At 69.4% G+C, this 21,234-nt stretch carries 25 protein-coding genes; 15 read left to right on the top strand and 10 right to left on the bottom strand.

Going from position 1 to position 21,234, the window contains the following annotated elements; genetic code table 11:
* Positions 1–13: 13 nt before the first annotated feature.
* Entirely contained in the window at positions 14–571 is a 558-nt protein-coding gene (locus F6A08_RS15045) for a phosphorylase family protein (protein WP_151459880.1), read from the bottom strand.
* A gap of 110 nt (positions 572–681) precedes the next feature.
* On the opposite strand from F6A08_RS15045, the gene nadE reads away from it, so the two are divergent.
* The 3 genes from nadE (at position 682) to F6A08_RS15030 (ending at position 5,912) form a co-directional block, all read left to right on the top strand.
* Positions 682–1,500 (top strand): ammonia-dependent NAD(+) synthetase, encoded by an 819-nt coding sequence (nadE, locus tag F6A08_RS15040; protein WP_017204609.1) that lies wholly within the window; start codon positions 682–684, stop codon positions 1,498–1,500.
* An 85-nt stretch (positions 1,501–1,585) separates the two neighbouring features.
* On the top strand, positions 1,586–5,119 hold the full coding sequence (locus F6A08_RS15035) for a TM0106 family RecB-like putative nuclease (RefSeq protein ID WP_151459879.1): 3,534 nt from the start codon (positions 1,586–1,588) through the stop codon (positions 5,117–5,119).
* Positions 5,106–5,912, top strand: coding sequence for a hypothetical protein (locus F6A08_RS15030; RefSeq protein WP_151459878.1), 807 nt, complete (start codon positions 5,106–5,108; stop codon positions 5,910–5,912). The genes F6A08_RS15035 and F6A08_RS15030 overlap by 14 nt, the downstream gene beginning before the upstream one ends.
* Before the next feature lie 18 nt (positions 5,913–5,930).
* Here the strand turns inward: F6A08_RS15030 and upp are convergent, their stop codons facing one another.
* A complete protein-coding gene (gene upp, locus F6A08_RS15025) occupies positions 5,931–6,563 on the bottom strand; it encodes a uracil phosphoribosyltransferase (RefSeq protein ID WP_017204612.1) in 633 nt (210 codons plus the stop codon).
* Positions 6,564–6,643: 80 nt separating this feature from the next.
* Between upp and tadA the strand changes: the two genes are divergently transcribed.
* Positions 6,644–7,099, top strand: a complete 456-nt coding sequence (gene tadA / locus F6A08_RS15020; RefSeq protein WP_151459877.1) for a tRNA adenosine(34) deaminase TadA — start codon at positions 6,644–6,646, stop codon at positions 7,097–7,099.
* A gap of 19 nt (positions 7,100–7,118) precedes the next feature.
* Here the strand turns inward: tadA and F6A08_RS15015 are convergent, their stop codons facing one another.
* Positions 7,119–7,538: a hypothetical protein gene (locus F6A08_RS15015; protein WP_225855855.1), complete on the bottom strand. Its 420-nt coding sequence runs from the start codon at positions 7,536–7,538 to the stop codon at positions 7,119–7,121.
* Positions 7,539–7,540: 2 nt separating this feature from the next.
* A complete protein-coding gene (locus F6A08_RS15010) occupies positions 7,541–8,512 on the bottom strand; it encodes a cation diffusion facilitator family transporter (protein WP_017204615.1) in 972 nt (323 codons plus the stop codon).
* A 59-nt stretch (positions 8,513–8,571) separates the two neighbouring features.
* Here F6A08_RS15010 and proC point away from each other — a divergent pair, with 59 nt between their 5' ends.
* The gene (gene proC / locus F6A08_RS15005; RefSeq protein WP_151459876.1) at positions 8,572–9,411 is read left to right on the top strand and encodes a pyrroline-5-carboxylate reductase; all 840 of its coding nucleotides are present in this window, start codon (positions 8,572–8,574) and stop codon (positions 9,409–9,411) included.
* A gap of 2 nt (positions 9,412–9,413) precedes the next feature.
* Entirely contained in the window at positions 9,414–9,701 is a 288-nt protein-coding gene (locus F6A08_RS15000; protein ID WP_151459875.1) for a DUF1905 domain-containing protein, read from the top strand.
* A gap of 283 nt (positions 9,702–9,984) precedes the next feature.
* Here the strand turns inward: F6A08_RS15000 and F6A08_RS14995 are convergent, their stop codons facing one another.
* From F6A08_RS14995 to F6A08_RS14980, 4 genes are all read right to left on the bottom strand, one after another.
* Positions 9,985–11,577 (bottom strand): hypothetical protein, encoded by a 1,593-nt coding sequence (locus F6A08_RS14995; RefSeq protein ID WP_151459874.1) that lies wholly within the window; start codon positions 11,575–11,577, stop codon positions 9,985–9,987.
* Positions 11,559–12,335 (bottom strand): ABC transporter ATP-binding protein, encoded by a 777-nt coding sequence (locus tag F6A08_RS14990; RefSeq protein WP_151459873.1) that lies wholly within the window; start codon positions 12,333–12,335, stop codon positions 11,559–11,561. The genes F6A08_RS14995 and F6A08_RS14990 overlap by 19 nt, the downstream gene beginning before the upstream one ends.
* 71 nt (positions 12,336–12,406) lie before the next feature.
* A complete protein-coding gene (locus F6A08_RS14985) occupies positions 12,407–13,078 on the bottom strand; it encodes a potassium channel family protein (protein ID WP_017204620.1) in 672 nt (223 codons plus the stop codon).
* Positions 13,071–14,501, bottom strand: coding sequence for a TrkH family potassium uptake protein (locus F6A08_RS14980; protein WP_026050012.1), 1,431 nt, complete (start codon positions 14,499–14,501; stop codon positions 13,071–13,073). The genes F6A08_RS14985 and F6A08_RS14980 overlap by 8 nt, the downstream gene beginning before the upstream one ends.
* Before the next feature lie 105 nt (positions 14,502–14,606).
* Between F6A08_RS14980 and F6A08_RS14975 the strand changes: the two genes are divergently transcribed.
* Positions 14,607–15,023: an ArsR/SmtB family transcription factor gene (locus tag F6A08_RS14975; RefSeq protein WP_017204622.1), complete on the top strand. Its 417-nt coding sequence runs from the start codon at positions 14,607–14,609 to the stop codon at positions 15,021–15,023.
* A 12-nt stretch (positions 15,024–15,035) separates the two neighbouring features.
* Here F6A08_RS14975 and F6A08_RS14970 read toward each other — a convergent pair whose 3' ends face one another.
* Positions 15,036–15,854, bottom strand: a complete 819-nt coding sequence (locus F6A08_RS14970) for an ABC transporter permease (RefSeq protein ID WP_017204623.1) — start codon at positions 15,852–15,854, stop codon at positions 15,036–15,038.
* Complete coding sequence (locus F6A08_RS14965; protein ID WP_151459872.1) at positions 15,851–16,744, bottom strand: ATP-binding cassette domain-containing protein; 894 nt, start codon at positions 16,742–16,744, stop codon at positions 15,851–15,853. Before F6A08_RS14965 ends, F6A08_RS14970 begins: the two co-directional genes overlap by 4 nt.
* A gap of 101 nt (positions 16,745–16,845) precedes the next feature.
* Here F6A08_RS14965 and F6A08_RS14960 point away from each other — a divergent pair, with 101 nt between their 5' ends.
* The 8 genes from F6A08_RS14960 (at position 16,846) to F6A08_RS14920 (ending at position 21,224) form a co-directional block, all read left to right on the top strand.
* The gene (locus F6A08_RS14960; protein WP_017204625.1) at positions 16,846–17,778 is read left to right on the top strand and encodes a TetR/AcrR family transcriptional regulator; all 933 of its coding nucleotides are present in this window, start codon (positions 16,846–16,848) and stop codon (positions 17,776–17,778) included.
* 38 nt (positions 17,779–17,816) lie between these two features.
* Positions 17,817–18,740 (top strand): cyclase family protein, encoded by a 924-nt coding sequence (locus tag F6A08_RS14955; protein WP_151459871.1) that lies wholly within the window; start codon positions 17,817–17,819, stop codon positions 18,738–18,740.
* A 75-nt stretch (positions 18,741–18,815) separates the two neighbouring features.
* Positions 18,816–19,007 carry a helix-turn-helix domain-containing protein gene (locus F6A08_RS14950; protein ID WP_017204627.1) on the top strand — a complete coding sequence of 64 codons (192 nt, stop codon included), beginning with the start codon at positions 18,816–18,818 and terminating at the stop codon, positions 19,005–19,007.
* A gap of 154 nt (positions 19,008–19,161) precedes the next feature.
* Positions 19,162–19,260: a 30S ribosomal protein bS22 gene (locus F6A08_RS14945; RefSeq protein WP_003792170.1), complete on the top strand. Its 99-nt coding sequence runs from the start codon at positions 19,162–19,164 to the stop codon at positions 19,258–19,260.
* Positions 19,261–19,338: 78 nt separating this feature from the next.
* Entirely contained in the window at positions 19,339–19,641 is a 303-nt protein-coding gene (locus F6A08_RS14940) for a rhodanese-like domain-containing protein (protein WP_151459870.1), read from the top strand.
* Entirely contained in the window at positions 19,638–19,934 is a 297-nt protein-coding gene (locus F6A08_RS14935) for a glutaredoxin family protein (protein WP_017204629.1), read from the top strand. The genes F6A08_RS14940 and F6A08_RS14935 overlap by 4 nt, the downstream gene beginning before the upstream one ends.
* On the top strand, positions 19,931–20,233 hold the full coding sequence (locus F6A08_RS14930; protein WP_151459869.1) for a Dabb family protein: 303 nt from the start codon (positions 19,931–19,933) through the stop codon (positions 20,231–20,233). The genes F6A08_RS14935 and F6A08_RS14930 overlap by 4 nt, the downstream gene beginning before the upstream one ends.
* Before the next feature lie 172 nt (positions 20,234–20,405).
* Positions 20,406–21,224, top strand: a complete 819-nt coding sequence (locus F6A08_RS14920; RefSeq protein WP_151459868.1) for a basic amino acid ABC transporter substrate-binding protein — start codon at positions 20,406–20,408, stop codon at positions 21,222–21,224.
* The last annotated feature ends 10 nt before the right edge of the window (positions 21,225–21,234 follow it).

Below are 21,234 nucleotides of genomic sequence, written 5' to 3'. Positions count from 1 at the left end.
ACGGCCGAGCCGCTCAGACCCCGTATTCGCTGCGGATGAAGTCGCGCAACTGCACGCTGCAGCGCGCCACAGCCTCGCGCCAGTCGGTCAGCGCGCCGTCCTCGGCCTGGTCCGACACGGCGCGGAAGACCCGGATCGGCACGCCGAACTGCTCGGCGACCCAGATGTAGGCGTACGTCTCCATGTCCACCAGCGCCGCGCCGGACGGGCGGATCACGGCGGTGACCTCCGCATCCTCCACGAAATGGTCGCCCGTGGCGATGAGCACACCGTCACGCCCGGTCGAGACGCGTGCGGGGAGGGAGACGTGCTGACCGGCGACGCCGTCGAGATCCGTGACGTCGTGCTGGAACGCCGTGCCGATCTCGTGGACGGTCGCCTCGAGCCCCGGATCGATCGCGCCCGCGGTTCCGACCACCACGATCTCGTCGTAGGTCTTCGCATCGAGCGCACGGGTGAGCGCGTACGTGGCCTGTAGCTTGCCCGGCCCGGTGACGAGACGGTCGAAGCCCTCGAGCTCTTCCGGGAAGGCGGACAATTCGGACGCGAGCGCAGCGACGAGGAGTTTCACTGCCCCATTCTCTCAGGCCGTGGCTGGCAGGAGCATGCGAACGCCGCGGCGTCATGCCCTCGTAACGCGATCAGGGGGATACTGGTGCGAGGACAAGACCGGAGGATCACATGTCGTTGCAGAAGCAGATCTCTGAGGACCTCGGCGTCAAGGCCGAGATCGACCCCGAAGCCGAAGTGGACCGTCGAGTCGGCTTCCTCGCCGACTACCTCCGCGAGACCGGGGCCAAGGGCTTCGTGCTCGGCATCTCGGGCGGCCAGGACTCGACGCTCGCGGGGCGTCTCGCGCAGCTCGCGGTCGAACGCGTGCGTGCGGAGGGCGGCGAGGCGAAGTTCCTGGCCGTGCGTCTGCCGTACCGCGTGCAGCACGATGCGGACGACGCGGCAGCGGCCCTCGAGTTCATCGCCCCCGACTCGTCCGTCGAGGTCAACATCCAGAACGGCGTGGACGGCGTGGAGCAGGACATCGAGTTCGCCGTCACCAGTGACATCACCGATTTCAACCGCGGGAACATCAAGGCCAGGCTGCGCATGGTCACGCAGTACGCGCTCGCCGGCCACGACGGCCTGCTCGTGATCGGCACGGACCACGCGGCCGAGGCCGTGACGGGCTTCTACACGAAGTTCGGAGACGGCGCGGCCGACATCCTCCCGCTGTCCGGCCTCACCAAGCGGCAGGGTCGGTCGCTGCTCCAGTTCCTCGACGCGCCGCACCGCCTCGCCTTCAAGGTTCCCACCGCCGATCTCCTCGACGGTCAGCCGGGCCGGGCGGACGAGGACGAGCTCGGCCTGACCTACGAGCAGATCGATGACTTCCTCGAGGGAAAGGCCGTCGACCCCGAGGTCGCAGGGCTCATCGAGGCGAGGTACCTGGCGACGGAGCACAAGCGGCACCTTCCGGTCACTCCCGACGACACCTGGTGGCGTTGACCGCAACCCCCAGGAGACGGGCCGCCGCTTCGCCCGTGTCAGATGCCGCGGATAGTGTCGAAGCATCCGAGAGAACGGGAGCATCGTGCGGATCGACACTCAGGCGCAGCGCGTCATCTGGAGCGCCAGCGACCTCAAAGCGGCCGCCGAATGCGAGTTCGCCTGGTGCCGGGCGATCGACGCGAAGCTGGGCAGGGTGCCGGCGGTGGAGGAGCCGGAGGACGCGACGCTGAAGCGCGCCGCAGAGCTCGGCGATGTCCACGAACGCAACGTCCTCGCCCGCTACCTCTCCGACCTCGGCGACGAGCGGGTGCACCGCATCGACAAGGTGTCATCGAGTGACGCCGCAGCCCTCGGCGCCGCCGTCGAAGAGACCATCGCCGCCCTGCGCTCCGACGCGCTCGTGGTGTTCCAGGCCGCTTTCGCGACGGAGGAGTTCGTCGGGTTCGCGGACTTCCTGCGCAAAGACGTGGATGGCCGCTGGCGGGTGCAGGACTCCAAGCTCGCCCGCAAAGCTCGTGTCACGGCGCTCATGCAGTTGGCGGCATACGTCGATCAGCTCGACCGGTTGGGCATCCCGAGATCCGATGAGGTCGACCTGATCCTCGGCGACGGATCGATCAGCACGCATGCCGTGGACGACCTGCTCCCGCTGTTCCGGGTGCGCCGAGCGCGACTGCGCGCGCTCATCGCCGACCGCGCGATCGCCGACGGCATGGCAGGCGCCCCACTCGCCTGGGGAGACGACCGTGGCGACCTGCAGGTCGTGGCGTGCGGACGCTGCGCCACCTGCGAAGAGCAGGTGATCGCCCACCGCGATCTGCTGATGGTCGCCCGGATGCGCCCGGTGCAGCGCGCGCGACTGCGTGCGGCCGGTGTCGACACGATCGATGACCTGGCTGCCGCGTCGACGCCGCCCGAGGGCATGAACGTCGACACGTTCGAGAACCTTCGGGCTCAGGCGCGACTGCAGCTCCGAGCCGACGCGGAGGGAGTGCCGACCTACGAGGTGCATTACGCTCCGGCGATCCACACTCTTCCGGTGCCCAGCCACGGCGACATCTTCTTCGACTTCGAGGGCGATCCCCTCTACACGGAGCCCGCCGCAGACGGTGAGGCCCAGTGGGGAATCGACTACCTGTTCGGCTGGGTCGACAACGCCGATCAGTATTCCGCGCTGTGGGCGCACACGTTCGCGGACGAGAAGCAGGCGCTGGAGGACTTCCTCGACTTCGTGAAGCTGCGCCGGGCCGCGCACCCCGGCATGCACATCTACCACTACGCCCCGTACGAGACCTCGCACCTGGTCGCCATGGCCGCGCGTCACGGCGTGCGGGAGGGAGAGGTCGACCGACTGCTGCGCGAGGGCGTCTTCGTCGACCTGTATCCGCTCGTGCTGAGGACCGTGCGCGTCGGATCACGGTCGTACTCGATCAAGAAGCTCGAGCCGCTCTACATGGGCGCCGACGTGCGCACCAGCGACGTGCAGAAGGGCGACGACTCGATCGTGCAGTACGTCGCCGCCCGCGAGCTGGCGGCGGCGGGGGAGGACGCGGAGGCCGACGCCGTGCTCGCGGACCTCGCCGACTACAACCGCTACGACTGCGTGTCGACACGACGACTGCGCAACTGGCTCATCGACATCGCGCGGGAGAAGGGCGTCGCGCCTGCCCCGCCCGATGCCGCCGACGAGGTGATCTACGAGCCGTCACCGCGGTCGGTGGCACTGCTCGCGGACGCGGAGCGCGACAGGGAGGCAGGCGGCGACGGACTCGTCCATCGTCTCGCGGCCGCCGCGATCGACTACTTCCCCCGGGAGTCGAAGAGCTTCTGGGTCTCGCACTTCCAGCGCCTGCGCGAGCCGGTGACGATGTGGGACGGCACGCGTGATGTCGTCCGCGTCGATGCACCATCGTCGACGGTCCGTCGGGAGTGGAGCATCGGGGAGGGGCGTCGGGTGATGTCTCGCGACATCGAGATCCGCGGCGAGGTCTCGCCGGGCACCACTCTCGGTGCGGGGTCGCAGCCGTTCGCGCTGTACGGCGTCCCGGCTCCGTTCGACACCGAGGTGCCGTCGCGCGCGGTCCACGTCCCGCATACCGTGACCGTCACCGAGGTGCTCGACGACGGCTACCTGGTCACCGAATCGGCGGTGCAGGGACAGACCTGGGACGAGCTTCCGCTCGCGCTCACCCCCGCGGCGCCACCTCGCGTGGCCTCGCTGCAGGGGGCGATCGACGAATGGGCCGACGCTGTGCATGACGCGGCGCCCGACTTCCCGCACGACGCCGCGACAGACATCCTGCGCCGCATCCCGCCACGAACGGTGTCCGGTGCCGGACTGCCCTCCGCCGACGAGGACGCGATCGATGCGATCGTCCGGGGCATCCTCGATCTCGACCGCAGCTACCTCGCCGTGCAGGGTCCTCCCGGAACCGGCAAGACCTACACGGGCTCGCGGGTCATCGCCCGGCTCGTCACCGAGCACGGATTCAAGATCGGGGTGGTCGCGCAGTCGCACGCCATCATCGAGACGCTCCTCGCGCGGGTCGTCGACGACGGGGTGCCGCCCGCTCAGGTGGCGAAGGCGCCCAAAGACCCCGATGCCGAGACTCCCTATACGACGATTCCGAAGAACGGCATGGCGTCATTCCTCGGGGAGCACACCGACGAGGGTGCGGTCGTCGGCGGCACGGCGTGGGACTTCAGCAACACGCAGCGGGTCGACCGCGCCGGCCTCGACCTGCTGGTGATCGATGAGGCGGGCCAGTTCTCGCTCGCCTCGACGATCGCCGTCGCCGCCGGGGCGAAGCGGCTCCTCCTCCTCGGGGATCCTCAGCAGCTTCCGCAGGTGAGCCAGGGGGCTCACCCGGAGCCGGTGGACACGTCGGCCCTCGGCTGGGTCATGGATGGCGACCCGGTGGTGCGGCCGGAGTACGGCTACTTCCTGGCCCGCTCCTGGCGGATGCACCCGTTCGTGGCAGCACCGGTGTCGAAGCTCGCCTACGCGGGACAGCTCGCCTCCGCGCCAGGCACCGACCTCCGAGCGGTCGACCGCATCGATCCCGGCCTGCACGTGGTGCCGCTCCGGCACCGCGGCAATGCCACGCAGTCGGCCGAGGAGGCGGCCGAAGTCGTCCGGCTGGTCCGCGATCTGGTCGGACGCACCTTCACGGACAACGACGCGCTCCGTTCGCGTCGACCGCTGGCCGAGAGCGACATCATCGTGGTCACGCCGTACAACGCACAACGTCAGCTCGTGCTCGATGCGCTCTCCGAGGCGGGCTTCCCCGACGTCCCCGTGGGCACGGTCGACAACTTCCAGGGCAAAGAGGCCGTCGTCTCGATCACCTCCCTGGCCGCCTCGAGCGGCCGGGACGCCCCGCGCGGTCCGGAGTTCCTGCTGCTGCAGAACCGCCTCAACGTGGCCATCTCCCGCGCGCAGGTCGTCGCGTACCTGATCCACTCGCCGGCGCTGCTCGACGACCTCCCGTACACGCCCGAGGGAGTCGCCCGCCTGAGTGCCTTCGCGACACTGGTCGGTGCGGGGGACGACGCGCCGAGCGCCGCCGCGTCCGCCGTCGCGCGGGCGGAGGAGACGCAGAATGTCGGCGCCTGACGGCCACGCACACAGCGACCCGGACGCGCACAGCGCGGAAGAGATCCTGGGCGCCGCCGCGGCCTGGGTGTGGTTCCCGCGCGGCAGCCTGCACGAACGCGAGGAGCTGCTGCTCGTGCGGGATCCGGAGAGGTTCGGCGGCGGTGTGCGTGCATCGCAGGTCGACTCCGCGCTCGATGCGCCGACCGTCGTGGATCATGCCCTGGCGCGCACGAGGGCCTGGGGTGCGGCGCGGTTCACGTTCTGGACGAACCCCGCCGATCGCCCGGACCTCGAGGACGAGCTGCGTCGGCGCGGAGCGGAGCACGTCGACACCGTGGCGGTGTTCGCGCGTCCGGTCGACGGTGCCGACATCGACCTCTCCGCCGACGTGACGGTCGAGGTCGTGCGCACGCTCGAGCAGGTCCGCGAGGTCGACGCGGTCAACGTCCCGGTGTGGCAGCAGCAGCCCCTCGATGAAGAGGGTCTGCGCACGGAATTCGCCGAGGTGGCCGCTGCTCTGCAGGCGCGAGAGGGGTTCCGCGTGCTCGGCCGGATCGGCGGTCGAGCGGTCAGCACCGCGGGATGCACGATCGACGAGGGCTTCGTGCGACTCTGGGGAGCCTCGACGCTCGAGTCGGATCGCGGCCGTGGCGCCTACCGCGCCGTCCTCGCCGAACGGCTGAGACGGAGTGGCGAATGGGGAGCACGCACGGCGCTGGTGAAAGGACGGGTCTCCACGTCCGCGCCGATCCTGGCCCGAGCGGGGTTCACGCACTACGGCGACGAACGCGCTTACCGGCTCACGCTCTGAGACGAGCGCGCACCGGGGTCAGACGGTGCCGTAGAGCCGGTCTCCGGCGTCGCCGAGACCGGGCACGATGTAGCCCTTGTCGTTGAGGCGCTCGTCCAGGGCTCCCAGGACGAGGGTGACGTCGCGGTCGCCGGCCATCGCCTCGATCGCCGCGACGCCCTCCGGGGTGCCGAGCAGGCAGATCGCCGTCACGTCCTTCGCGCCGCGGTCGAACAGGAACTGGATGGCCGCGGCGAGCGAGCCACCGGTGGCGAGCATCGGATCGATCGCGAAGCACTGGCGGTCGCTCAGATCGTCGGGCAGCCGCTCGGCGTAGGTCGTCGGCTCGAACGTCGTCTCATCGCGCACCATCCCGAGGAATCCGACCTCCGCGGTCGGCAGCAGCTTCACGAGACCCTCGAGCATGCCGAGGCCCGCACGGAGGATGGGAACGACGATGGGCCGCGGCTCGGAGATCTTCACGCCCATCGTGGTCGTCACCGGAGTGGTGATCTCGACGGGGCTGACCTTCACGTTGCGGGTGGCCTCGTAGGCGAGCAGCGTCACGAGCTCCTCGGTGAGCTGCCGGAAGACGGGTGACGGAGTCCGCGCGTCGCGCAGCACCGAGAGCTTGTGGGTGATGAGAGGGTGGTCGGCGACGTGAACACGCATGGATACAGGGTAATGCGCCGCCGGGGCGCACACGACATCGGACCGCCGGCCGGGGGCGGCGGCTGTCGTAGGCTCGAGCCATGACCGCCGCCGACGACTCCGCGATGCGCCGTGCGCTCGCGCTCGCCGAAGAGGCGGCAGCGGCGTCGGAGATCCCGGTCGGTGCGGTGGTCGTCGACGCCGAGGGACGCGTCATCGCCGAAGGGCGCAACACCCGTGAGGCGACCCATGACCCCACAGGACATGCCGAGATCGAGGCCCTGCGCGGCGCCGCGGTGTCGGTCGGATCCTGGAATCTCGAGGGTCACACCCTGGTGGTGACGCTCGAGCCGTGCATCATGTGCGCGGGAGCGATCCTCCAGGCGCGGATCGGGCGGGTGGTCTTCGGCGCGTGGGACGACAAGGCGGGGGCGGCGGGGTCCATGTACGACGTGCTGCGCGACCGACGGCTCCCGTACCGCGCCGAGGTGATCGGCGGCGTGGACGCCGACGCGTCGACCGCACTCCTGCGCGCGTTCTTCGAGCAGCGTCGCTGAGGGTGCTTCGAACCCGACCTCAGCCCTCGACGGTCGACCAGACCACGTCCACGAGGCACAGCCCGTCCTCGGTCGTCCGGTAGAACACGTCGCCGGGGAACTGCTCCCCCGCCGTCACCCTCTCCGCGCCCAGCGACAGGTTGATGCTCCAGTCCGGCTCGTGGGCCGCCTGGTCCGGCCAGTGCTCGGCGACGAACCTCCCGGGCTCCTCGGCGGACAGGCCCTCCCAGTCGGCGCGCTCCCCCAGCTCGGGGTCGTGACCCTCGCACACCAGGGAGTCGGCATCGCCGGCGACGGCCAGGTCTACCAGACGCTCGGTCGTGCGGATGACCTCCGCGCCGTCCGCGCCCCAGAGCAGGGCGTCCGGGACGCAGGCCGAGAGGACGAGGGTCAGGCACGCGGCCGGGCCCACGGCTGCGACCCGCCTCGACCGCGTCATCGTCAGTCCGAGGACTTCAGGACGAAGACGTCCGTCGAGGGCTCCGGGTCGATCGCCGGCCGGTAGATGTCGGGCTCGATGTACACGATGCGGGCGACCGGTACCGCTTCGCGGATCCTCGCCTCGATCGCGTCGATGTCGTCGGCGACCTCGCGCAGCGGCTTGTCGGCGTTGAGGGCGATCTTCGCGGCGACCATGAGCTCGTCCGGTCCGAGATAGAGCGTCTTCATGTGGATGATCTTCTCGATCTCGTCACCCGCCGTGATGGCGTCGACGATGCGATCGTGGTCGGCCGGGGTCGCCCCTTCGCCCACCAGCAGGCTCTTCGTCTCCACTCCCAGCACGATCGCGATCAGCACCAGCAGCACACCGATCATCACGGTGCCGAGGGCGTCGAACACCGGGTTTCCGGTGATGAGGGTGAGCCCGACGCCGAGCAGGGCGAAGGTCAGACCCGTGAGGGCCCCGACATCTTCGAGCAGCACGACGGGAAGCTCCGGAGCCTTCGACCGGCGCACGAACGACACCCAGGACTGGTCCTTCTCGCGCACGAGGTTGCTCTCGCGGACCGCGGTGCGCAAGGAGAACGACTCCAGGCCGATCGCGATCACCAGGACGACCAGCGGCAGCCACCACCAGGTCTTGTCGAGCTCGTGGGGGTTCGTGAGCTTCTCCACGCCCTCGTAGATCGCGAACAGGCCACCGACGGAGAAGAGGATGATCGACACGACGAACGCGTAGACGTAGCGCTCGCGGCCGTAGCCGAACGGGTGCGCGCGGTCCGCTCCACGACGTGCCTTGCGTCCGCCGAGCATCAGGAGGAGCTGGTTGCCCGAGTCGGCGACCGAGTGGATCGCCTCGGCCAGCATCGACGCGGACCCGGACAGAGCCCACGCGACGAACTTCGCGAGCGCGATCCCCATGTTCGCCAGGAACGCCGCGACGATGGCCTTGTTGCCTCCTGATGCACTCATGCGTCGAGTCTAGAACTGCCCGCCCGCGGATGCCGGAGTGCCCGCCGTAGGATGACGACATGGCTGACTCGCTTCCCTCCCTCGCGTTCCTCGGTGCCGGATCGATGGGCGGTTCGATCCTGCGGGGCGTCGTCGCCTCGGGCATCCACGTCGACGGCGGGATCACCGCGACGAATCGGACGACGGAGAAGGCGGAGGCGTTCCAGGGCCTTGCCGGCGTCACCAGCATCGCGCTCTCGGATCGTCCTGAGGGCAATGCGGAGGCCGTCGCCGGGGCGCGCATCGTCCTGGTCGGAGTGAAGCCGGCGATGGTGCCCGACCTCCTCCGGGAGATCGCCCCGCACCTGGCGGCCGACACGATCGTGGTCAGCGTGGCCGCCGGGGTCACGCTTCAGACGTTCGCGGACGTGCTCGGCGCGGATGCGCGCGTCATCCGGTCCATGCCCAACACTCCCTCGACCGTGCGCAAGGGCGTCACCGGACTCGCCGCCGGAACGGCTGCCACCGCGGACGACCTCACCCTCGTCCGTCGCCTGTTCCAGACGGTCGGAGCGGTGGTGGAGGTGCCGGAGTCGCAGATCGACGCGCTGTCGACGATCTCGGGGTCCGGTCCCGCCTACGTGTATCTGCTGATCGAGGAGTTCACGAAGGCGGCCGTGGACATGGGCTTCCCGGAGTCCGACGCGCGGCTCATGGTCGAGCAGACCTTCATCGGGGCGACCGCCCTGCTCGAGGACTCGGGCGAGGAGCCGGCGGAGCTGCGCCGCCGCGTCACGAGTCCGAAGGGCACCACGGAGCGCGCCGTCGCGGTGCTGCAGGACGCGCATCTCGACCGGACCTTCGCCGACGCCGCCGCGGCCGCGCTCGCCCGGGCGCGGGAGCTCGCCGCCGGAGCCTGAGCATGCGGCTGCGGTTCGAGGGGGTGATCTGGTACTGGCGAGGGCCGGCACCGTTCCATTTCGTCACCGTGCCGCCGGTCGAGAGCGAGATGATCCACGATGTCGCGTCGGTCGTGACGTACGGGTGGGGGATGATCCCCGCGTCCGTCACGATCGGTGACACGACGGTGACCACCGCGCTCTGGCCGAAGGACGGCGGATACATCGTCCCGATCAAGAAGGCGCTCCAGGACCGCGAGGGTCTCGGCGTCGACGACGAGGTCCACCTCATCCTCGACATCGACGCCTGAGTCGCCGCGTCGCGCCAGGCCATCCCCCGGGAACAGGCGCTTCTGGTGAAATGCTGCCTGTTCTCCCGCGATCGCCTGTTCTCGCGCGCACGCCTGTTCTCACGCGCGCGCCTGTTCTCGCGCGCACGCCTGTTCTCGCGCGCACGCCTGTTCTCGCGTGGGCGGGATCAGGCCATCCAGCGGGAACACGCAGTTCTGCTGAAATGCTGCCTGTTCTCCCGCGATTGCCTGTTGCCGCGTGGGCTGCGCGACTGCCTGTTCGCGCGCAGGGCCGGCGGGCGGGTCAGCTCTCGCTGGAGACCTCCGCGAGCACTTCCGGCCAGCGACGGTCGAGGAGGCGTCCGCCGAGGACGGCGCCTCCCCATAGGGCGAGAGCGCCGATCGCGAGGCCGAGCACGAGGCTCACCCAGCCGAGCACGGGGTTCCAGATCGCGGCGATCGCGAACCCGAGGGCGGGAGCTCCCAGGATGAGCGTGATCGGTGACATGATCATCATCGCGAGCAGGGACTGCACACCGCCCGCCGAGCCCCGACCGAAGGGATTGGCTTCCGGGGCGGGAGCGCGTCCCGGAAGGAAACCGCCGACCCACGCGCCGGATCCGGCCGCGATCGCCGTGAGCCCGAGCGCGGCGCCGAGGCTCGCCGGCAGCAGGTCGAGCCGGCCGGCCAGGAGACATGTCGCCACGCACAGCACGGCGGTGACCGGGACGGCGAGGAGGCCGAATCCGAGCAGTCGTCCCGCTCTGTCCGCGGTACCGCGCACGCCGGTGATGACGTGCAGGGCGACGGCGTCGTTGTCATAGGCGATCGACATCTGCACGATGGAGCCCGCGAGGAGCGCGTTGATCGCGGGGATGAGGGTGACGGCCGGCCCGAACCCGATGGCCTCGTCCTGGAGCCCGTTCATGACCGCGATGCCGACGAAGATCGCCGGAAGCAGCAGCATCATCACGATGTTGACGAGCTGTCGCGGGTCGCGGCGGTAGTAGCGCAGGGAGCGGGCGGCGACGGCCCCCACCGGATTCGCCGGGAGCATCCGGTCGAGCACTCCGCCCGACCGGACGCGACCCCCGCCGCTGCTCTGGATCGGAGCGACCAGCCGCGCAGCCAGCAGCCGCTGAGCGAGCAGCCACAGCGCCGCGACGGTCGCGACGGCGATCAGCAGACGCAGACCGGCGGCGAGGAGGTCTCCGCCGGCGATGGCTGCCGGGACGCCGAACACGGCGCCCACCGGCGTCCATGCGACGACGTCGGCGACCGTGCCGAAGGCCCCTCCCACGTCGGTCACGGTGGTGAGTGCGCCGATCCCCAGGTTGAGCAGCAGCCCGGAGGAGGCCGCGAGCAGCACGCCGAGCGTCACCACGAGGTCACGGGTGCTGCGGCGCGCCAGCCATCGTCCGAGCAGTCCGCTCACGACGCGGGCGCCGAGCACGCACGTGGCGACCGCCAGCGGGATCGTGATCACGGCGACGAGCAGCGCCGGCAGGCTCACGGACCAGCCGAGGAGCATCAGCACGAGCGCGGTGGTCGTGCCGATGCCGCCGATCGTGGTGGCTGCGGCGACCGTGAGGCCCGGCAGCAGGGACCGCGCGGTCACGGGCAGCAGCGCGAACCGCTCGGGTGCGAGGGAGTCGTCGGCGCTGACCAGGATCGAGCCGATCCACCACCCGAGCACGATCACGGCGCCCGTCAGGACGAGCGCGGTCACCGCGGCATCGGGAGCGGCGAAGCGCAGGGCCACGAGACCCGCGGAGAGCGCGGCGAGGAAGCCGAGCGCGATCAGCCCGGTGAGGATCAGCGTGACGATCATCCACGGATTGCGGCCGAGCTGGTGACGCAGCTGCCGCCACCGCAGACCTACGAGGAGCGCAACCATGCGAGCGTCTCCGTTCCCAGGTCGTGGGCGCCGACGAGCGCGAGGAACCGCTGCTGCAGCGACATCCCCGCACGGACCTCGTCCAGGGGGCCGTGGGCGAGCAGGCGTCCTTCCGCGACGATGGCGACCCGGTCGCACAGCGACTCTACGAGCTCCATCACATGGCTCGACAGCACCACTGTGCCGCCGTTGTCCACGAAGGAGCGCAGGATCTGGCGGATCGTCTCGCCGGAGACCGGGTCGACCGCCTCGAGGGGCTCGTCGAGGATGAGCAGCCGGGGCGCGTGGATGAGCGCGCACGCGAGCCCGATCTTCTTCCGCATGCCGGCGGAGTAGTCGACGACGAGTGTGTCCTGCGCGTCGGACAGTCCCAGCGCGTCGAGCAGGTCGCCGCTGCGAGAGACGACCTCGGCCTCTGACATGGCCCGGAGCAGCCCGGTGTAGCGGAGCAGCTCCGCCCCGGTGAGGCGGTCGAGCATGCGGATGCCGTCCGGCAGCACGCCCATGCGGGCCTTCGCTTCGGCGGGGTCCTGCCAGACATCCGCCCCGAGCACCCACGCCGTGCCCGCGTCAGGACGCAGCAGACCGGTGGTCATGGCGAGCGTCGTCGTCTTGCCGGCGCCGTTGGGTCCGAGCAGCCCGAGCATGGATCCGGCGGGGACGTCGAGGGACAGGTCGTCGACGGCGACCTTCTGCCCGAACTGCTTGCGGAGCCCGCGGAGGGCGAGGACGGGAGGAGCCGCTGTGGGGTCGGTCATGGCTCCCATCCCACCACGGCGGTGAGGGTCGGCGCATCCGCCGCGAGGGGGACGGGGAGTGTCGCCGCGCGTCAGCGGTCGAGGCCGGCGAAGCGCTCGATGTCGCTGTTGGTACCGGACACGATGATGAGGTCGTGGTTGGTGACGATCGTGTTCGCCTCGGCATAGCGGAACGGCTTGCCCGGACTCTTCACGCCCACCACGGTGACCTTGTACTTCGACCGGACGCCGGATTCGTTCAGGCCGACGCCGCGGATGAACTTCGGCGGGTACATCTTCGCGAGCACGAAGTCGTCGTCGAAGCGGATGAAGTCGAGCATGCGCCCGCTCACCAGGTGCGCGACGCGTTCTCCGGCCTCGCGCTCCGGGTAGATGACGTGGTTCGCGCCGACGCGGGCGAGGATCTTGCCGTGCGACTGCGAGACCGCCTTCGCCCAGATCTGCGGCACCTTCAGATCGACGAGGTTCGCGGTGATCAGCACCGAGGCCTCGATGGACGAGCCGACCGCGACGACGGCGACCTGGAAGTCCTGTGCGCCGATCTGGCGCAGGGCGTCGATGTTCCTGGCGTCGGCCTGCACGGTGTGCGTGACGCGGTCGGACCACTTCTGCACGAGCTCGAGGTTGTCGTCGATCGCGAGCACCTCGCGGTCGAGGCGGTCGAGCTCTCCGGCGCAGGCGGCACCGAACCGGCCGAGACCGATGACGAGGACGGGAGCGTCGCCCCGGAGGACTTCAACCAACGATCGGCCTTTCCACGGGCAGTGAGTAGTACTGCGTGCGCGATGTCGCGGCGACCGCCGCGGCGAGTGTCACTGTACCAACGCGGCCCATGAAGATGGTCGCGGCCATGACGTAGGAGGCGGAATCCGGAAGCTCTCCGGTGAGGCCCGTCGACAGGCCCACCGTGCCGAACGCGGAGATCACATCGAAGAGCACATGGCTGATGTCGGCTTTGGTGATCTGCGAGATCACGATGGTGGACAGCGCCACGATGGTGGCGCCCCAGGCGACGACGCTGAGGGCGACGCGCTGCACGTCGCTGGGGATGCGGCGTCCGAAGGCCTCCACCGACTGGCGGCCCTTCGCCTCCGACCACACCGCGATCGCGAGCACGGCCAGAGTCGTGACCTTGATGCCGCCGGCGGTCGACGCCGAGCCGCCGCCGACGAACATGAGCATGCTCGCGGCGAGGAGCGACGATCCGTTCAGATCGTCCATCTCGATGACGTTGAAGCCGCCCGACCGCGTCATGGCCGAGAGGAAGAACGCCTGGAAGGTCGTGTCGGCGGCGTCCATCGAGCCGAACGTCTTGGGGTTGTCGAACTCGAGGATGACGAAGACCGCCGCGCCCAGGATGAACAGCAGCACGGTCGTGACGATCGTGAGCTTGGAGTGCAGCGACCAGCGCTTCACATGCCAGACGTGCTTGGCGAGCGTGTAGATGACCGGGAACCCGATGCTGCCGAGGAAGACGCCCACCATGAGCAGAGACAGCACGAGATAGTCGTCGGCGAACACCGCGACGCCGCCGTCGTTGGGCGCGAAGCCGGTGTTCGTGAACGCCATCGCGGCGAAGTACGGCGCCTCCCAGAGGGCGGCGATGGCGTCGACCCCGGCCATCACCAGCGCCGGATAGAGCAGCGCCGCGAGGGAGGCTTCGATGATCAGCGCGGACACGGCGACCGTGGTGAGCAGCTGGCCCACCTCGCCGAGCCGCACGGTCTGGCTCTCGTTCACGACGCCACCGTGTGCCCGGAGCGGGTTCGTGTCGCCGGCGGCCATCAGCTTGGCCCGCAGTCCCAGTCGCTTGGAGATGAGCATGCCCATCAGCGAGGCGAGGGTCAGCACCCCGAGCGCGCCGATGTTGACGCCGATGAACACCAGCACGTGTCCGAACGGCGACCAGTGGTTGGCCATGTCGACCGTCGCGAGGCCCGTGACGCAGATCGTGGAGACGGCCGTGAAGAGGGCGTCGCTCAGGGGGGTGACGGTGCGATCGGCAGAGGCGATCGGCAGTGAGAACAGCACCGTGAAGACCAGGATCAGCAGCGCGAACACGGCGATCGCGAACCGGGACGGCGATGACGTGACCAGGTGCTTGAACCATCCGCCCGCACCCGGGAGACGGTGCCCGGGGGACGACGCCGAAACGATGCCCGACATCATCGCCCCCTCCGTTTCCTGCCTCCACCGCACCTGCGGTCGCACGGCGCCTGTCGCCGAGCCTTCGTCATGGTACTCCGTGGCGGGGACGACTACCCTGAACTCATGACGGACATCTTCGACGTGATCGCGGACGGTACGAGGCGAGACATCCTCCAGCTCCTGCTGCGGCGCACGTCCGAAGGCGAGACCGGCACCAGTGTCAGCCAGATCGTGGCCGATCTGGGGATCAGCCAGCCCACGGTGTCCAAGCATCTGAAGGTGCTCCGCGACGCCGAGCTGGTCACGGTGCGCGAAGACGGGCAGCGCCGGTTCTACAGCCTCGCGGTCGAGCCGCTCGAGGTCGTGGACGACTGGCTCGTCCCGTTCCTGGTCGACGCCTTCGGCGATGACGCCCCGGACATCCAGTACCCCGGAGCGCCCCTGCCGGACGGCGCGGCGCACGCCGCCGAGGTCGTCGGGCGCGCCGCGGCCTCCGCCAAGCACGTCGTCGCGTCGGCCCTCAAGCGTCTGGGAGCCTGAAGCTCCGCGGACTCAGCGGCGGGCGGCCTTGCGGCGGAACAGCCAGGCACCCCATGCCACCGCGACCAGCAGGATCGCGAGGCACCAGCCGATCGCCCACCAGGCTTCGCCGCCCAGGGGTGCGTCGGTGAGGAGTCCGCGGATCGTCTCGACGATGGGAGTGATCGGCTGATGGGCCGCCACCGGCTGCAGCCAATCCGGCATGCTCGCCACGGGGACGAAGGCGCTCGACAGGTAGGGGAGGAACAGCAGGATGAATCCGTACCCGTTCGCGCCCTCCGGGCTCCCCGCGGCCAGTCCGATCGCCGCGAACAGGTACGTGATCGCGAGGATGTACAGAGCGATGAGCCCGGTCAGCGCGATCCACTCGAGCGGCGTCGCACGGGGGCGGAAGCCGACGAGGATGCCCACGCCGATCACGATGGCGGTCGCGATGAGGTTCCGCAGCACGCTGGCCACGACATGGCCTGTCAGCACGGCTCCGGCGCGGACCGGCATGGTGCGGAACCGGTCGATGATGCCGGTGCGCATGTCGTTCGCGACGTAGACCGCTGTCGAGGAGGCGCCGAATCCCGCGCACGTGAGGATGATGCCCGGGACCACGTAGTCGACGTACGCCCCGGACGGGTCGATCGCTCCGCCGAACACCCAGGTGAACATGAGCATGAGCATCACGGGCAGCAGGATGGCCATCAGCAGCGACTCCCCGTCACGGAGCGAGTGGCGAAGGCTGCGGCCCACGAACACGGACTCGGCGGTGAGGCCGCGCAGCCGCGGGCGGGGAGAGGCGGATGCCGGGGCGGTGCGCGGCGCCGCGAGAGTGGCGTTCATGCGAGCTCCTTCTCGGTGCGCTTCGGGGCGGTGGGGGCGGTGACGGCGAGGAACACGTCGTCCAGGGTCGGACGGCGCAGCGCGACGATGCCGTCCTCCCCGTCTTCGTCGAGCAGGTCGAGCGCCCGGCGGAGGCCGGCGACGCTGCCGTCGGTGGGGATCTCCCGCCGGATCTCGCCGTGGTCGTCCAGGAGTTCGACGGTGTCGCCGCCCACGCGGGCCTTCAGCTCGGCCGGCGTCCCCATCGCGGCGATCCTGCCGTCGTGCAGCACGGCGATGCGGTCGGCGAGCTGGTCGGCCTCCTCCAGGTACTGGGTCGTGAGGAAGACGGTCGTGCCCGTGTCCGCGAGCATGCGGATGATGTCCCACAGCGCGCGGCGACTCCGGGTGTCGAGTCCGGTGGTCGGCTCGTCGAGGAAGAGCACCTCTGGCGTCACGACGAAGCTGAGGGCGAGGTCGAGTCGGCGCCGCATCCCTCCGGAGAACGTGCGCACGGCGCGGGATGCCGCATCGACCAGATCGAACTGGGAGATCAGTGCGGCGGCGCGACGCTTCGCGGCGGCGCGCCCGAGTCCCGCGAGACGCGCGAACATGACCACGTTCTCCGTGGCGGTCAGCGCATCGTCCACGGCAGCGGACTGGCCGGTCAGGCTGATCCGACGTCGCACCTCGATCGGCTGATCGCGGACGTCCCACCCGGCGACCAGCGCGGAGCCGGCATCGGGGGACGTGAGCGTCGTCAGGATGTTGATGGTCGTCGTCTTCCCGGCGCCGTTCGGGCCGAGGAGGGCGAAGACCTCGCCCCTGGCGACCGTGAAGTCGAGATCGTCGATGACCGTCTTGCGGGTGAACGCCTTGTTCAGGCCGCGCACTTCGATGGCTGTCTCCATCGTGGAGCCTTTCTGTGTATGGCAAAAACTGTGTATGAGCAACGCAACTGTGTATGACGGTAACACACTGTTTAAAAGATAAACAGAAGTAGGATGTAGCCATGACCGACACCGAGCTCCCGGAGCTGCCTCGGGGTATCGCCCTCGCGTGGGGAGTGGCGGCGAATCCGCAGCGCGGACCCAAGCGCGAGATGAGCGTGGAGAAGATCGTCGAAGCGGCCGTCGAGCTCGCCGACGCAGAGGGGATCGGCGCCGTGTCGATGGCGGCCGTCGCCTCGCGCCTCGGGTTCACCCCGATGTCCCTCTATCGATACGTGACCGCGAAGGACGACCTCCTCCTCCTGATGCAGGAGGAGGCGACCGGCCTCCCGCCCGCGCGCCTGATGGAGGCGGAGGGGTGGCGCGCGAAGCTCATGGCGCTCTACCAGGAGCAGGTGCAGCTGTACCTGCGACACCCCTGGATGCTCTCCCTGCCCATCACCGGCTCGCCGATCACGCCGAACAGCTCGGCATGGCTGGACGCCGGACTCGCGGCGCTCGAGGACACAGCGCTCTCAGCCGAAGAGCGGATGGCGACCGCCCTTGCGGTGACGGGCCACGCGCGCTGGTGCGGGATCGTGCAGGCGGGGTACACCGAGCAGTCGCGGGGGAGCGGCCTCGCACCCGAAGAGGTCGCGGCCCGCGAGGCGTCGCTGTTCGATCGCGTCATCACGGCGGCCGAGTTCCCCGCCCTCCGGCGCGCGATCGAGGACCAGGTCTTCCTCTCCGAGGCCGACCCGTTCCGGTTCGCGGTGGAGCGGACCCTGGATGGCGTCGCCGCCTACATCGCGGCGCTCGATCGCGGCGAGCCCCATGCCGAACCGTCGGAGTGGATCACCCTCGATCCGGCGGAGATCGCCGGCGACCGGCGCCTCAAAGAGGCGCAGAAGGCGGTGCGGGAGGCGGAGAAGACTCTGCGCGCGGCGCGCAAGGTCGAGCGCCAGGCGCTGATCGACGCCAGGGAGAGGCTGGCACGGGCCAGGAAGTCGGGCTGATCGCCCCGCGCGCCCTCGGTGTTCGCCATGATGTGGAGATGACTGCCGAATACCGAGCGCACTTCGACTTCTCGATCGTCTTCGCCAATGGCGGAGGTATGAGCGGAGACGGATTCCGACTCGATCTTCCCGGGCACGATGTCTCCGAGGAGGACGTCGCCGCCCTGCTCGTCCGCCACCTCGGCCTCGCGCTCGTGAGCGAGGTCGCGCTCACCGACCTGAGGATCGTGGAGGAGCCGCACCGCGGCAGCAGAGGGGTGGAGGTCGAACGCCGCGTCGCGGCCGATACGGTGATCGATCTGAGTCATCCGATCGAGGCGGGGCTCGTGACCTACCCGGGGCTCCCCGCGCCGACGATCACGCCGTATCTGACGCGAGAGGATTCGCGCACCCGCTATGCCGAGGGAACCGAGTTCGCGATGGACGTCATCACGATGATCGGCAATACCGGCACGTACCTGGATGCGCCGTTCCACCGCTACGCCGACGGCCGTGATCTCGCGTCGCTCGACCTGCGGACCCTCGTCGGTCTGCGCGCCGAGGTGTTCCATGTGCGTGACGCGTGGACGTCGGAGGACCGGGGCATCCGAGCCGCGACGTTCGGGGACCGCGACCTGGCCGGATCGGCCGTGCTCATCGACACCGGATGGGACAGGCACTTCGGAACGCCTCGGTACGGCTCAGGGGCACCCTTCTTGACCGAGAAGGCGGCGCGGTCGCTGGTCGACGCCGGGGTCGCACTGGTCGGCATCGACTCCCTGAACATCGACGACACCGAGAGCGGAGGGGAGCGCCCGGCGCACAGCATCCTCCTCGCCGGAGGGGTTCACGTCGTCGAGCACCTGACGAGGCTCGATGCAGTTCCGGCCAGGGGCGCGCGGTTCACGGCGGCGCCACCGGCAGTCCGCGGGTTCGGCACCTTCCCTGTGCGCGCGTTCGCCACCGTCGCCGAGTCCCACTGATCACATCAGTCCCACGGGTTTACACGCGTCGCAGCTACCCCATAGAGTGTGCTCATCGAGAAAGGGGTACGTGGGATGCCCGAGGTTCCTGACGTCCGATTCCTCACGGTTGCTGAGGTCGCCGAGCTGATGCGCGTGTCCAAGATGACCGTGTACCGGCTCGTCCACGCGGGCGAGCTGCCCGCTGTCCGCTTCGGACGCAGCTATCGCGTGCCCGAATCCGCTGTGGCCGACGCGCTGCAGCGCCCCATCGCCGACGTCGGCTGACGACGATCGCCCTCCGGCGGGGACCCGGGTGGGCGACGACGAGGTGTGACAGCCGAGGCCTGCGGGTTTGCTAGACTGACCCGAGGCATTTTCCGTGCCCGTACCCGGATGTCCGAAATCGGCGACATCCAGCCACTGACTTAGTGAGGTTTCCGTGGGTTCTGTCATCAAGAAGCGCCGCAAGCGCATGGCGAAGAAGAAGCACCGCAAGCTGCTTCGCAAGACTCGCCACCAGCGCCGCAACAAGAAGTAAGCGGCCAGACACCGAGCGCCTGTCTTCGGACGGGCGCTTTGTGTCTCTGCCCGCGTGTCCCACCGCCGAGAGGATGTCATGAAGTCGATCACCGTCGCCGAACTCGCCGAGCGCTCCGGCACGCCGCTCATCGACGTGCGGGAGGTGCACGAGTATGCCGCCGGTCACGTCCCCGGCGCCGTGAACATCCCGATGTCGGAGATCGGAAACCGCCTCGACGAACTCCCCGCGGAGTCGTTCGATGTGATCTGCCAGGCCGGCGGTCGCTCCGCGCGTGTCGTCGAAGCGCTCGAGGCTCGCGGCTATGACGCGACGAACGTCGAGGGCGGTACGGGGGAGTGGATCGCGCAGGGTCGCGCGGTGGAGGTGCCTTCGGCGTGACCACGCTGACCCTGATCGGCAAGCCCGACTGCCACCTGTGCGACGTGGCATCCGAGATCATCGACGCTGTGGTCGCCGAGCTTCCCGACGCGGCCGCCGAGCGCATCGAGATCGTCGAGTCCTCCATCCAGGACGATCCCGCGCTCTACGAACTGTGGTGGGAGAAGATCCCGGTCGTGCTGATCGATGGCGAGCTGCACGCCCACTGGCGCCTGTCGCCGGACCGGCTTCGGCACGCCCTCGAAGAGGCCATCCGGGCCGATGAGTCGACCCTGCAGGAGGAGACCCGATGACGATCCGTCACGTCGTGACCTGGAAGCTGGCCGCCGAGGATGCGACCGAGCGCGCTGCGCAGGCTGCCGAGGTCGCCCGTCGCCTGAACGCCCTGGACGGCGTCGTGCCGCAGCTCCTCTCGATCTCCGCCGGCGCGAACATCGCCTACCCCGACGCCAATTGGGACGTCACCCTCGTCGCCGATTTCGCGTCGGTCGCGGCGATCGAGGAGTACCAGGTGCATCCGGCGCATGAGGAGGTGGCCGTCTACATCCGCTCGGTCGTCGCCTCCCGCGTCGCCGTCGATTTCGAAGTCTGAGACGCCGTTCCGTCGAAGCGGGTACCGGGTTTCGTCCGGTCGATCGCGCCGCACTCGAAACACAAACGTGATACGCGTGAGCCGGATGTCATTGGTCACGCGACGAGCCGCATGTTTAGATGTTCTCCTACCCGTCACCGGGCGTCACCGCCCTCGACTCACAGGAGCCGACATGCCTCGTCGCAACCTCTTCGCCGGTCTCGCCCTCGCGGCGACGGCCACGCTCGCCCTCGCCGGCTGCGCCACCGGCTCCTCCGATGCGGGCAGCAGCGGTGAGCCCGCCGCCGGCGACGAGTACGGCCTGATCGAGGCCGGGACTCTGACCGTCTGCTCGGACGTGCCCTACCCGCCGTTCGAGGTGGAGGACCCCAACTCCGAAACCGGCTACTCGGGCTTCGACATCGATCTGCTCAGCGCGATCGCCGAGAAGATCGACCTGAAGCTCGCCGTGCAGGATGTGGGCTTCGACGCGCTGCAGTCCGGCACGACTCTCGCGGCCGGACAGTGTGACATCGGCGCCTCCGCGATGACGATCACGGACGAGCGCAAGGCGAACATCGACTTCTCCGACCCCTACGTCGACTCGCTCCAGTCGCTTCTCGTGCGTGCCGACTCCGACATCACCTCCATCGACGACCTCGACGGCAAGAACGTGGGTGTCCAGCAGGGCACGACCGGTGAGACCTACGCGGGCGAGAACGCCCCGGGTGCGCAGCTCGTGCAGTACCCCTCGGACGGGGAGCTCTGGCCGGCGATGCAGGCGGGTCAGATCGACGCGATCCTGCAGGACCAGCCCGTCAACTACGTCCACGAACAGGACGACCCCGCCTACAAGATCGTCGAGACCTACCCGACGGACGAGTCTTACGGCTTCGCCTTCGCCAAGGGCGAGAAGGACGAGCTGCGTGAGGCCGTGAACAAGGCTCTCAAGGAGCTTCAGGACGACGGCGGATATCAGAAGATCTACGACGAGTACCTCGCGGCCAAGTGACCGGCGGCGG

The organism is Microbacterium algeriense (genome assembly GCF_008868005.1).
Lineage (GTDB): Bacteria > Actinomycetota > Actinomycetes > Actinomycetales > Microbacteriaceae > Microbacterium > Microbacterium algeriense.
Note: the sequence above shows the minus strand (reverse complement) of the source record. Positions and strands in the feature narration are given on the sequence as shown.

Bases quoted from the DNA above. Each gene is read 5' to 3' on its own strand.
- nadE (WP_017204609.1), top strand. From the start codon at position 682: ATGTCGTTGCAGAAGCAGATCTCTGAGGACCTCGGCGTCAAGGCCGAG.
- F6A08_RS15030 (WP_151459878.1), top strand. From the start codon at position 5,106: ATGTCGGCGCCTGACGGCCACGCACACAGCGACCCGGACGCGCACAGC.
- upp (WP_017204612.1), bottom strand. From the start codon at position 6,563: ATGCGTGTTCACGTCGCCGACCACCCTCTCATCACCCACAAGCTCTCG.
- tadA (WP_151459877.1), top strand. From the start codon at position 6,644: ATGACCGCCGCCGACGACTCCGCGATGCGCCGTGCGCTCGCGCTCGCC.
- F6A08_RS15015 (WP_225855855.1), bottom strand. From the start codon at position 7,538: ATGACGCGGTCGAGGCGGGTCGCAGCCGTGGGCCCGGCCGCGTGCCTG.
- F6A08_RS15010 (WP_017204615.1), bottom strand. From the start codon at position 8,512: ATGAGTGCATCAGGAGGCAACAAGGCCATCGTCGCGGCGTTCCTGGCG.
- proC (WP_151459876.1), top strand. From the start codon at position 8,572: ATGGCTGACTCGCTTCCCTCCCTCGCGTTCCTCGGTGCCGGATCGATG.
- F6A08_RS15000 (WP_151459875.1), top strand. From the start codon at position 9,414: ATGCGGCTGCGGTTCGAGGGGGTGATCTGGTACTGGCGAGGGCCGGCA.
- F6A08_RS14995 (WP_151459874.1), bottom strand. From the start codon at position 11,577: ATGGTTGCGCTCCTCGTAGGTCTGCGGTGGCGGCAGCTGCGTCACCAG.
- F6A08_RS14990 (WP_151459873.1), bottom strand. From the start codon at position 12,335: ATGACCGACCCCACAGCGGCTCCTCCCGTCCTCGCCCTCCGCGGGCTC.
- F6A08_RS14980 (WP_026050012.1), bottom strand. From the start codon at position 14,501: ATGTCGGGCATCGTTTCGGCGTCGTCCCCCGGGCACCGTCTCCCGGGT.
- F6A08_RS14975 (WP_017204622.1), top strand. From the start codon at position 14,607: ATGACGGACATCTTCGACGTGATCGCGGACGGTACGAGGCGAGACATC.
- F6A08_RS14970 (WP_017204623.1), bottom strand. From the start codon at position 15,854: ATGAACGCCACTCTCGCGGCGCCGCGCACCGCCCCGGCATCCGCCTCT.
- F6A08_RS14965 (WP_151459872.1), bottom strand. From the start codon at position 16,744: ATGGAGACAGCCATCGAAGTGCGCGGCCTGAACAAGGCGTTCACCCGC.
- F6A08_RS14960 (WP_017204625.1), top strand. From the start codon at position 16,846: ATGACCGACACCGAGCTCCCGGAGCTGCCTCGGGGTATCGCCCTCGCG.
- F6A08_RS14955 (WP_151459871.1), top strand. From the start codon at position 17,817: ATGACTGCCGAATACCGAGCGCACTTCGACTTCTCGATCGTCTTCGCC.
- F6A08_RS14950 (WP_017204627.1), top strand. From the start codon at position 18,816: ATGCCCGAGGTTCCTGACGTCCGATTCCTCACGGTTGCTGAGGTCGCC.
- F6A08_RS14940 (WP_151459870.1), top strand. From the start codon at position 19,339: ATGAAGTCGATCACCGTCGCCGAACTCGCCGAGCGCTCCGGCACGCCG.
- F6A08_RS14930 (WP_151459869.1), top strand. From the start codon at position 19,931: ATGACGATCCGTCACGTCGTGACCTGGAAGCTGGCCGCCGAGGATGCG.
- F6A08_RS14920 (WP_151459868.1), top strand. From the start codon at position 20,406: ATGCCTCGTCGCAACCTCTTCGCCGGTCTCGCCCTCGCGGCGACGGCC.